General features: G+C 67.1%; 4 protein-coding genes. 3 read left to right on the top strand and 1 reads right to left on the bottom strand.

What is annotated here, in order from left to right:
• Positions 1-45 precede the first annotated feature (45 nt).
• Complete coding sequence (locus tag NTD82_RS28030; protein ID WP_262131193.1) at positions 46-8,673, bottom strand: glycoside hydrolase family 94 protein; 8,628 nt, start codon at positions 8,671-8,673, stop codon at positions 46-48.
• Between the two features lie 175 nt (positions 8,674-8,848).
• On the opposite strand from NTD82_RS28030, the gene NTD82_RS28035 reads away from it, so the two are divergent.
• The 3 genes from NTD82_RS28035 to NTD82_RS28045 all read left to right on the top strand — a co-directional run bounded on the left by NTD82_RS28035 (position 8,849) and on the right by NTD82_RS28045 (position 11,934).
• On the top strand, positions 8,849-9,670 hold the full coding sequence (locus NTD82_RS28035) for a sensor histidine kinase (RefSeq protein ID WP_262131073.1): 822 nt from the start codon (positions 8,849-8,851) through the stop codon (positions 9,668-9,670).
• A 69-nt stretch (positions 9,671-9,739) separates the two neighbouring features.
• Positions 9,740-9,973 carry a hypothetical protein gene (locus tag NTD82_RS28040; protein WP_095155270.1) on the top strand — a complete coding sequence of 78 codons (234 nt, stop codon included), beginning with the start codon at positions 9,740-9,742 and terminating at the stop codon, positions 9,971-9,973.
• 284 nt (positions 9,974-10,257) lie between these two features.
• The gene (locus tag NTD82_RS28045) at positions 10,258-11,934 is read left to right on the top strand and encodes a SulP family inorganic anion transporter (RefSeq protein ID WP_262131194.1); all 1,677 of its coding nucleotides are present in this window, start codon (positions 10,258-10,260) and stop codon (positions 11,932-11,934) included.
• Positions 11,935-12,082: the final 148 nt, after the last annotated feature.

Raw genomic sequence — 12,082 nt, forward strand, 5'->3', positions numbered from 1 at the left:
TTGGGCAGCGGATCGAGTCAACAAGCCTAGCTCATCGTGGCTTGCTCAAGGCACCGGCGCCGGGCACGGCTGGCAGCGGGCGATCACCTGATGCGCGACGCCGTCGTCGACCAGGCGCAGGGTCGGCCCGGCAACGGCCTGGCCGTCCAGGCTGAGGCTCAGTTCGGCATCAAGGCTGTTACGGACTTCGATCCGGTACGGCGTGTCGCCAAAGCGGTAATGCAGCGTGTAGCCGGGCCAGTCAGCGGGCAGCAGCGGGCGGATGCGCAGGGTGTCGCCGCAACGGTGCAGGCCCAGCAGGCTTTCCACGATCAGGCGGTACATCCAGCCCGCCGAGCCGCTGTACCAGCTCCAGCCACCGCGTCCGGCATGGGGCGTGACCGCGTAGACATCGGCGGCCATCACATAGGGCTCGACTTTGTAGGTATCGATCAGGGCCGCGCAGCCCTGGCGTACCGGGTTGATCAGGCGCATCAGTTCCCAGGCCTTGTCGCTGTCGCGCAATCGGGCGTAGGCCATGCTCGCCCAGATTGCCGCGTGGGTGTACTGCCCGCCGTTCTCGCGCACGCCGGGGACGTAGCCTTTGATGTAGCCGGGGTCCAGGTTGCCCTGGTCGAACGGCGGATCGAGCAGTTGCACGATGCCGATGTCGCGGCGCACCAGATGGCGGTCCAGCGCCGCCATGGCCGTACGGGCGCGCTCGGCCGGGGCGACGCCGGAGAGCACCGCCCAGCTCTGCGCCAGTGAATCGATCCGGCATTCCTGATTGCCCGCCGACCCGAGCACCTGGCCGTCGTCGAACCAGGCGCGGCGGTACCACTGGCCGTCCCAGGCGTGTTTTTCCAGATTCTCCGCCAGCGCCGTGGCCTGCCGCGCGCAATCCAGGGCGAATTCGCTGTCGCCCTGACGCTGGGCAAGACGCCCGAACGCCCGCAGCACTTCATGGCCGAAGAAGCCCAGCCAGACACTTTCGCCCAGCCCCTGCTCGCCGACGCGGTTCATGCCGTCGTTCCAGTCGCCGCTGCCCATCAGCGGCAGCCCATGGACGCCGCATTGCAAGGCGTGGCCGAGGGCGCGCCGGCAATGCTGGTACAGGCTCTCCACCAGCGGCGAACGGGCGGGCAGGTCGTAATAGGATTCTTCACCGGCGTGCAGCGCCCGGCCTTCGATATAGCCGACCGGCTCGTCCAGCACGCTGCTGTCACCGCTGATCTGCACATAACGGCAGGTCGCCAGCGGCAGCCACAGCAAGTCGTCCGAGCAGCGGGTGCGCACGCCGCGTTGCAGCGGCGGATGCCACCAGTGCTGCACATCGCCTTCGGCGTACTGGTGCGCGGCGCAGGTCAGCAGGTGCTGGCGCGCCGCGGCCGGGGCGGCGTGGACCATCGCCATGCTGTCCTGCAACTGGTCGCGAAAACCGATGGCGCCACCGGACTGGTAAAAACCGCTGCGGGCCCAGAAGCGGCACGCGATCACCTGGTACATCAACCAGCCGTTGACCAGCACATCCAGCGCCGGCTCGGGGGTTTCGACCCGCACCGTCTCCAGGGTGCGCCGCCAATACGCCTGCACCTTGTCGAACTCGTCCATGGCCACGCGCAGGCCGCGGAACTGCGCCACGCAGCGACTGGCGGCCCTGGCGTCGCGTTCCGCGCCGAGGCGGAACACCACTTCGCGGCTTTCGCCCGCTTCAAGCAACAGGCTGACCTGCAACGCCGCGCACGGGTCGAGGCCGCCGCCGGTGCGCCCCGACAAGCGTGCCTGGCGCAGCCCCGCGGGTGACTGGCAGTCGCCGTTGCGGCCGAGGAATTCGCTGCGGTCGCAGGTGATGCCGTGGAACGGCAGGTCGCAATCGAGAAAGGCGACATGCCCGGAAAACTCGATGGCGTGGGCGTTGCGGGCAAACAGCGCGCCGCTGACCGGGTCGGTTTCGCTGACCACATGCAGCGCCGACTTGCTGCGCAGATCCCCCAGCACCCACTCGACGAAACAGGTCACCGTCAGCCGCCGTGTCCGGCGCGAATCATTGTGCAGTTTGAGCCGGCTGAACTTGACCGGCGCCTCCAGCGCGACATGCACCCACAGCTCGCTGCGCAGGCCGTCCTCGGCGTATTCGAAGACGCTGTAGCCGAAACCGTGACGCGTGCGATAACGGCCAGGGCCGGGGCACGGCAGCGGGGTTGGCGACCAGCAGTGGCCGCTGTCCTCGTCACGCAGGTAGATGGCCTCGCCGCCGGGGTCGCTGACCGGGTCGTTGTGCCAGGGCGTGAGCCGGTATTCGTGGGCGTTTTCATGCCAGGTGTAGGCGCTGCCCGCTTCCGATAGCACGCTGCCGAAAGTGGGGTTGGCGAGGACGTTGACCCACGGCGCCGGCGTCGGCCGGCCCGGCACCAGAGGGATGATGTATTCGCGCCCGTCGGCACTGAAGCCGCCATAGGGGTTTTCCAGCAGCAGCGCCGGCCCGATCGCCAGCGCATGGGCGGCAGGTGCGGGCTTGGCGTACGCCGGATTCGGCTGGAACGCCGCTGGCGCCGGTGCGGAGCGGCGGCGATGCAGTTGCTCGGCCAGGCTGCCCAGGTTGTCGTTGAGGACAAGACGCGCCACCGCCAGGGTCAAGGTGCGGTCCTCTTCGCCCAGTTGCTGGGCCGGGCGCACGAAGATGCCGCCCGGACGATCGAGCAGCGCCGCCTCGCTGCCGGAGGTGACCACGCCCATGATCAGCTCCTGCAGTTGCTGGCGGTAGCCGGCTTGGTCTTCGTTCCATATCACCAGGTCCAGGCTCAAGCCCTTCTGCCGCCAATAGGCATGGGCCAGCACCAGTTGCTTGACCAACTGGATATTCGCCGGGTCGGCGATCTGCACCAGCACGATCGGCAGATCCCCCGACAGCCCCTGGCCCCACAACGCCGACTGGCTGCGCCGGTTGCTGGCGATCAGGGCGCTGCTGGCGCGGTGGCTGGCGTTGGGGTAGATCACCGACGCCGCCATCTGCTCGAACAACCGAGCATCGGCCAGCGAGCCGTTGAGCTGGCGCAGCAGCACCTGGCTGTGTGGCCAGGCGAGGTCGAAGACACGGTCGGCGAGGTGGCGGTCGCGGTACTGGGTGATCTGTTGCAGGCAGGCGTCGCGGCTGCTGGCAACGCCGGTGACCAGATCAAGGGTCGCCGTCTGGCCGGGCGCCAGGGTGATGCGGCAGCGGATCGCGACAATCGGGTCGAGCACCGCGCCGGCGCTGTCGGACAGCGCTTCGACCTCGGCGTCCAGTGCCGCCGGGGCCGACAGGTTGCGGCCACGGCCGATGAAGCGGGCGCGGTCGGTTTCATAGGAGATGGCATCGATATCGACGCCGTGCACCGCCAGCACATGGCACATCCACGGCACCGCTTCCTGTTGCGAACGCGGCCGCCGGTTGCAGACGATGGCTTGCAGCGGACGGATCAGTTCGGTCTGCACGAACAGCTTGCTGAAGGCCGGGTGCAGCGCGTCGCTGATGGCCGGCGCCAGCACCACTTCGGCGTAGCTGGTCAGCTCCAGGGTGCGCGGTGCCTCGGCGTGGTTGGTCAGGTGCAGGCGGCGCAGTTCGATATTGTCCTCGGGGGACACGGCGATTTCGGTGTGGCAGTCGAAGTCGTGCGCGCGCACGCGGAACTCGGCGCGGCCGTCGCTGAAGATCGCCTCCTGGTGTGCGCTGGTGTGCCGCGTTGGCTGGTAGGTGGTGGACCAGTACGCGCCGCTGTCGACGTCGCGCAGGTAGCAGAAGCTGCCCAGGCTGTCGCAAGTGGCGTCTTCGCGCCAGCGGGTGACGGCCAGCTCGTTGCAGCGGCTGTATCCGCTGCCGGTGTTGCTGAGCATGACGTGGTAACGGCCGTTGGACAGCAACTGCACCGCCGGATGACGCCGGTTCGGTTCGCTGAACACCCGCAGGCGGGTTTCGGCGCTGCGGCCGGTGGCATCCAGGCTCGGTGCCTGAACGCTGTGCAGGTACTGCGCCGCGGTTTTCGGCACGCGTTCCTGCAACAGCAGCATGCTGGCCTGGAACTGCGGGTCGGAGGCGAAGCGCCGCTGCATCGGCTGGTCCAGCAACAGCGAGGTCAGGGCGAGGAAACTCATGCCCTGGTGGTGGGCCATGAATGAACGGATCACCACTGCGTCCTGCCCGGGCGGCAGGCGTGTCTCGGTGAAGTCCACGGCCTCGTACAGCCCGAAGCGTCCGCCCAGCCCCTGCGCGTGCAGCCGCCGCAGGTTGCGGCAGGCCGCCGCCGGCGCGACCATCAACGCCAGCGCGCTGGCGTAGGGCGCCACCACACGCTCTTCGCCGAGGCCGCGCTTGAGGCCCAGCCCCGGTACGCCAAAGGCGCGGTATTGGTAGTTGAAATGGATGTCCAGCGCGTTGTACGCCGACTCCGACACTCCCCAGGGCAGGCCCGACAGGTTGCCGTGGTCGATCTGCCGGGCGACGGCGGCGTGGCAGGTCTGATCGAGCAGAGTGCCTTCGTAGCTGGGCATCACCAGCAGCGGCATCAGGTATTCGAACATCGAACCGGACCAGGACAGCAGCACCGGCACTCCGGCATTGCTGGTGAGCAGCCGGCCGAGGGCGAACCAGCAGGCTTGCGGCACCTGGCCCTGGGCGATGACCACGAAATGGGTCAGGCGCATTTCCGAGGCGAGCAGGTCGTAGAACGCGGTATCGAGGCGGTGCTCATCGGCGTTGTAGCCGATGGCGAAGAGGTCACGCTGGCTGTCGTAGAGAAAACTGAAATCCATCTCGGCAAGGGCGGTGATACGCCCGGCCAGGTGCTCGGCCTGGGCGATGCGCTGGCGGGCGATGGCTTGCGCCCGGGCCACCGCCGGCTGCTCGGCGTGCGGCCATTGTTCAGCCGGCAACTGGGCCAGTTGGCGCCAGCTCAGTGACGGCGCGAGCGGCGCGGCGGTGCCGGGCGGCGGTTGCAGGCGGGTCAGTTCGGCGGACAGGTCCAATGCCTGCCGATGCAGGGCCCGCAACCAGAATCCCGCGTCGCTGGTTTCGTCCGGGTCCTGCTCGATCAGCGTTTGCAGGCGCTCGCTCACCATCGGCAACAGGGTCGTCGCCGAGGCGTCCGCGCGCTCATGAGCGGCCTGGATTTGATCGCGCAGGGCCTGGATTTCCTCCGTGCCACGCCCGGCGGCGGCGAAGGCTTCGATCAGGCTGTCGAAGCCGTCCAGCAGCCCCGCGGTCACGCGCTGGTCGTGCACGGGCGCATCGGCCAGCGCCAGCAGGCCGGGCCGCAAGGTCAGCAGCAGCCCGGCGAGGTTGCCGCTGTCCACCGCCGAGACATACAGCGGCGACAGCGGCAGCAGGGTCTGGGTGTCGTACCAGTTGTAGAAATGCCCTTTGTAGCGTTCAAGGCGGTCGAGGCTGTCGAACATCTGGCCCAGGCGCTCGAACAGGCGCTCCGCGCTGAGGTAGCCGAAATCATGGGCCGCGAGGTGCGAGAGCAGGGCCATGCCGATGTTGGTCGGCGAGGTGCGGTGGGCGATGCTGGCGAAGGGCTGCTCCTGGATATTGTCCGGTGGCAGCCAGTTGTCCGCGGGGCCGACATGTTGGTCGAAGAACGCCCAGTTGGCGCGGGCGAGGCGGTGCAGGAAGCGCAGGTCTTCGGCTTGCGGCGCGAACGCGGCGCGGCTGTGGGGGCGGCTCAGCCACCAGGCCAGTGCCGGGCCGAGCAACCAAGCCAGCAGCAGCGGCGAGGCGAGCAGCAGGGTGGCGGGCTGCGGCCACAAGGCAAGCGCCAGCAGCAGCGCAATCGCCGGGGCCACCCACATGGCCTGGTACAGCGCCCGCAAGGTATTGACCCCGCTGCGCTCTTCTTCCCGCGAAGGGTTCCATTGCAACAGCCGGCGCTTGCTGATGAACAGCCGCCACAGGGTGCGGGTGATGGCGTCGAGGCTGTTGCAGGCTTCGAAGGGCAACCAGGCCAAGGCCAGGCCAGCGCGGGCGAAGCCGCTGCCCGAGGTGCGCAGGGCCGCCAGCAGGTGCTGGCCGAGCGGCACATCGGTGGTTTTGTGGCGCAGGTCCAGCAGGCTGTCGAGCAGCGGCCGGGTCAGCGCCAGCCCGAGCACCGCGAGGGTCCAGGTCAGCGGCGCCGCGGCGGCCAGCCAACCCCACGCCAGCACGGTCAGCAGGGCGGCCGGTTCCAGGCTGCGGCGCAGGTTATCGACGATCTTCCAGCGCGACAGCGCGCTGAGCCGGCAGTGCGCCGGGTCGTCGCTGCCGGTGTGCATCCACGGCAGCAGCCAGGGCAGCAACTGCCAGTCGCCGCGTATCCAGCGGTGCCGCCGCTTGATGTCGGCGCTGTAGCGCGGCGGATAGGTCTCGAACAACTGCACATCGCTGAGCAGGCCGGCGTGGGCATAGCAGCCTTCGATCAGGTCATGGCTGAGCACGCGGTTGTCGGCGAAGCAGCCGTCCAGCGCCCGCTCGAAGGCGTCCAGGTCATAGATGCCTTTACCGATGAACGAGCCGCTGAGGAACAGGTCCTGATAGACGTCCGACACCGCCTGGGTATACGGATCGACCCCGGCGTCGCTGCCGAACAGCCGGGTATAGGCCGAGCGCGAGGCGCTGGGCAGGCTGATGCCGACGCGAGGCTGGAGAATCGCGTAGCCGGATTGCAGGCGCCCGCTGGCTTCATCGAAGCGCGGGCGGTTCAGCGGGTGTTGCAGGGTGCCGACGAACTGCCGGGCGGCATCGCGGGGCAACTGGGTGTCGGTGTCCAGGGTGATGACATAGCGGACGTCGCGCAGGCGCTCCACGTCGCCGACGATGGCGATGAACCGTTCGCGTCCGTGGCCGCGCAGCAGGGCATTGAGGTCGGCGAGCTTGCCGCGTTTGCGCTCGTGGCCCATCCAGCGCTGCTCGGCGACGTTCCACTGCCGTGGGCGATGCAGCAGGAAGAAGCGTTCGCTGTCGGTGCCGGGGTGCTTGCGGTTCAGGGCCTGGATGCCGGCGCTGGCCAGGTCGAGCAGCTCGCCGTCCTCGGCCAGGGTCTGCTGGCGGGCGTCCATGAAGTCGCTGAGCAGGGCGAAGTGCAGGTGTTCATCGCGGTTGGCGAGAAAGCGCACCTCCAGGCCTTCGAGCAGTTCCTCGACATCGCCGGCCGTGGCCAGCAGGGTCGGCACCACCACCAGCGTGCGGGCCTCGGCGGGGATGCCGTGGGTGTAATCCAGGCGCGGCAGGAACGACGGTTTCACCGTCAGGGTCACCAGCCAGTTGATCAGGTCGAGGGCGAGGCGGCTGGTGGTCAGCAGGACCGGAATGGCCATCGCGACAACGACCGCCACCGGCCAGCCATCGACCTGAATGGCGCGTAGGAAATACCACCCCAGCAGGCACGAGAGCAGCGCGGCGGGGACCAGATAGAACGCCAACGGCGCCCGGTGCAGCAGACGCTGCCAGCGTTCGCCGATGGGCACCCGGGCGTGAGTTCGCTGCTCCAGCAGCGGCCGGCCCGCGCCTGTCAGGTAATAGCCGACATGCGCGGAGGGCTCATCCGGCGCGGCCTGCGTCGATTGCGCAAGCTCGACCGCCAGCCGCGCCACGGTCGATTCGCTGGCGAGGCAGTGGCGGGCCAGCCGTTCGACGGCATGGCGGTAGTGATCGCGGCTGGCGAAGTCCATGGCGTGATAGACCGCCGCCGGGTCCTCGCCGAGGATCCGTTCGACCTGGCTCAGGTGCTCGACGAAATCCCGCCAGTCCGTGCTCGACAGCAGGCGCAGGCTGCCGATGCTGTTGCTGATCGACACCTGGTCGATGGCCTGCTGCTGGGCATCGAGCTGCACCAGGCGTTCGATGCTCAGCGCCGATTCGCCGAGCATCTGTTCGATCCAGGCCAGCGGCTGGGTCAGCGTGGCGCTCTGGCCGTGCAGTCGCCGCGCCAGTTCGGCGACGAAGGCGGCGGTCATCGGCGGCGCCGAACGGGCCATGTCCGCCACCACCAGCACCACGCTCTTGGCATCGCGCTCGGCAATCTCGCCGAGGCGATCGGCCCAGAGGTTGGCCAGGTCGCGGTCGGCCCAGTTGGCCATGACCCGCGCCGCGACCCGGCGCAGGTTCTCGATCAGCGCCAGGCGCAGCATGATCGGGATCGCCCACAGCTCGCCGAGGGTCAGCGTGTGCACCTGCTGATAGGCCTCGACGAAGCGGCTCAGGCTGTGCGCGTCGACCCGGCCGTCACCGTGGGAGATGGTCTCCAGGGCGATGTCGTAGACCCGCGGCAGCCCCGCCGAAGGGCCGTTGTCCAGGCGCGGCAGTTGCAGGCTGTAGCCGCTGGGCAGGTGGCGCGTGGCGATGCGGATATGCGCTTCGACCAGATAGAAGTTGTCGAGCAGCCACTGCACCGCCGGCATGGTCGGCCGCGAGCCGGGCAGAACGCCGGCGAGGGCGGCGCAACTGCTGGAAAGGGTCTGTTCGTTGTCGGCCAGGCGGTCGAGCAGCGCATCGTCGGCGGGCAGTTGGCTCAGGCGGTGCTGGCGGGCGAGCCAGCTTCCGTGCTCGGCCATCTGTTCGGTGCTGTACAGCTCGGAACGCAGCAGGTTTTCGTAGGTGAACGAGCGGGGCGGCGAACGCCAGCGTCGGGCGAGCCCGGGCAAGCGTCGAAAAAAGGCGAGTGCGCGAAGCCAGGGGTTGTCCATGGTGTCCTTGCCGGTCGGATCGGTCAGACATCCAGTCTGCGGCGTCGGCAACCGGCGGGTCTGTTCGGTAGCGAACAGACCCCCCGCGCCGCTGCGCCCACCCTGCAAGCACACACGCTATCGCTGCGCCGCGAATCGCAGAGACCCCCATGCTGTCCGAGAGGGAGGCTGAACCTTGAACCTCGTCGCGCCACCGTCCTATCGACCCCCACGTCACCAGCCCCCGCCGGGCCGGGTGTTTTTCATCAAGACCGTGGTTGAACACCGCGCCGTGTTCGCCGAACGAATGCTGGGCGTCGTCAGCCATGATTTGCGCACGCCGCTCCTGGCCATCAGCATGGCGGCCGAGCTGTTGGGCCGGCGGCAACAGTCTGCCGAGAGCCAGGAATTGCTCGAACACATTACCCATTGCGCGGCGCGTGCCCAGCGCCTGGTCGAAGACCTTCTGGACTTCACCGTGATCCGCTCGGGGCGGGGCCTGTCCATCCAGCACGCGGTGCTGGACCTGCGCGAAGCCGTGGCCGGCTGCCTGGAAGAACTGAGGCTGACCTTTCCCCAGCGGCTACTGGCCTATGAACACCTCGGTGAAGGTTGCGCGGTGTTCGACAAGGACCGGCTCTATCAACTCATCGGCAACCTGGTCGGCAATGCTTTCGCCTATGGCGACCGTCATGGCGTGGTCACGGTGACCTCGCGCCTCGATGAAACCCAGGCGACGGTCAGCGTGCACAACCTGGGCGCGCCGATTCCCGCCAGCCAGCTCAAGCAACTGTTCGACCCCATGGTGCGTGGCCGCCAGCAACATCCGGCCATGCGCAATGCCGGGCTCGGGCTGTACATCGTCAGGCAGATCGCGCGGGCCCATGGTGGCGAGGTGAAGGTCATTTCAACGGAGCGTGAAGGCACGACCTTTACTGTGACGTTTCCGCGCAGGGCGGCAACTTTCCCGCACAGCGTGCCGGGTAACTTGAATAAACTCGCCGATGGTCCGATATAAGATTCTATTTATATTCCACGGCGCATACTTCGTTCAGCCCGGATACTTCCGGGCACTTGAGAGGTGATTATGTTCAGCGATGAAAAAGGCCGGGAAGAGGGCAGTTCCGATGTTGAACCCACGGAAGGCCAGGAATGGCTGCCGGCCGAGGAGGCTGATGAGGGCGAAGACGCTGAAAGCACCGAGCCTGCTGGCGCCGAGGACCGTGATGACTATATAGACGTAGAACCGCAACAACCCGAGAAAGAGCGCCCGGATATATCCCGGGCGTCGAATGCCGAGCGTTATAGTCGCCAGCGTTAATTGCAGGATAAGTTGGATAGTGCCAGTCAGTTAAATCAATTGGGGTTCTTCGCGAGCAAGCTCGCTCCTACAAAATCGACGAACGCGTTTGCTCGCGAAGAACCCTGACTGGCATTGGATTGTCCGGACATGGGTGACAGGCCGCCCGCTGAACATTAGGCTCGACGGCCCATCTCGCACGGAAGCCACCACCCCCCATGGACCAGCCACCTGCCGCAACACCCGCCCGGCCACGGCCGTTACCCCGCACGCCCGCGGCCCTTCGTTCCGGTTGGCGGCGCTGGATGCCGGGGCTGGAGATGCTGCGCAATTACCCGCTGGCCTGGCTGCCGAAGGACCTGCTCGCCGGGCTCGTGCTGACCGCCATGCTGGTGCCGGTCGGCATCGCCTACGCCCAGGCCTCGGGAGTTCCGGGGATCTACGGCCTGTACGCGACCATCATCCCGCTACTGGTCTACGCGCTGTTCGGGCCCAGCCGCTTTCTTGTGCTCGGCCCTGATTCGGCGCTGGTGGCGATCATCCTGGCGGTGGTCTTGCCGCTGTCCGCGGGTGATCCCGCGCGCGCCATCACCCTGGCCAGCGCCATGGCGCTGGTGTCCGGCCTGGTCTGCGCCGCCGCCGGCTTGCTGCGGCTGGGCTTTATCACCGAACTGCTGTCCAAGCCGATCCGCTACGGCTACATGAACGGCATCGCCTTCACCGTGCTGATCAGCCAGACCCCGAAACTCTTCGGCATCTCCCTCGACAGCGCCGGGCCGTTGCACGACATTCCCGGCCTGTTCCAGGCGCTGTTCGCCGGCAAGGCCAACTGGCACGCCTTCGCCATCGGTGGCGGCAGCCTGGTGATCATCCTGCTGCTCAAGCGTTTCGAGCGGGTGCCGGGCATCCTCATTGCTGTGGTGCTCGCCACCCTGGCGGCGTGGGGGTTCGCGCTGGAAGCCGAGGGCGTGCAAGTGGTTGGGTCGCTGCCACAGGGCTTGCCAGGTTTTTCCATTCCGCTGATCGGGTTGAACGAACTGACCACTGTATTGATTGGTGGCTTCGCCGTGGCGCTGGTGTCATTCGCCGACACCAGCGTGCTGTCGCGCACCTACGCCGCCCGGACCCGTTCGCCGGCCGACCCCAACCAGGAAATGATCGGCCTGGGCATGGCCAACCTCGCCACCAGCCTGTTCCAGGGCATTCCCGTCAGCAGCAGTTCATCGCGGACTCCGGTGGCCGAAGCCGCTGGCGCGCGCAGCCAACTCACCGGCGTGTTCGGCGCTCTTGGCGTGGGCCTGTTGTTGCTGTTTGCGCCCGACCTGCTGCGCCATCTGCCCGTCAGCGCCCTGGCTGCGGTAGTTATCGCCGCCGCCATTGGCCTGTTCGAATTCCGCGACCTGCGGCGCATCTACCGTATCCAGCAATGGGAGTTCTGGCTGTCGATCGTCTGCTTTGTCGGCGTGGTGGTGCTGGGGGCCGTGCCGGGGATCGGCCTGGCGGTGGTGATCGCCGTGATCGAGTTTCTCTGGGACGGCTGGCGCCCGCATTACGCCGTGCTCGGGCGGGTCGCCGGGATTCGCGGCTACCACGACATCAGCCGCTATCCCGATGCTCGCCTGGTACCGGGCCTGGTGCTGTTCCGCTGGGATGCGCCGCTGTTCTTCGCCAATGCCGAGCAGTTCCAGAGTTGCGTGCTGCAGGCCATCGAACAGTCACCGACACAGGTCCGCCGGATCGTCATCGCCGCGGAGCCGGTTACCAGCGTGGACGTCACCTCGGCGGACATGTTGATCGAGCTTGAGCAGTACTTGCGTTCTGCGGGCATTGAGCTGCGTTTTGCCGAAATGAAGGATCCGGTGAAGGACAAGCTGCGGCGCCTGGAAGTGCTGGCGCACATCGGCAGCGATGTGTTCCAGCCAACGGTGGGTGCGGCTGTGGATGTTTATCTGGAGGAGCATGGGGTGGACTGGACGCCCTAGGCTCTGTATGAAAAGCCTAGTTTTACGAAAAGTGAGTGTGCAGCGGTATCGGGTACAACTCGTGACAGATAATTATGACCGTATTAATCGTACTGATTTATCGGGATGAATAATTAGTCTGGATGCGTCTGGAACATTTTTGGGGAGA

The organism is Pseudomonas sp. 5P_5.1_Bac1, assembly GCF_025466015.1.
Taxonomy (GTDB): Bacteria; Pseudomonadota; Gammaproteobacteria; order Pseudomonadales; family Pseudomonadaceae; genus Aquipseudomonas.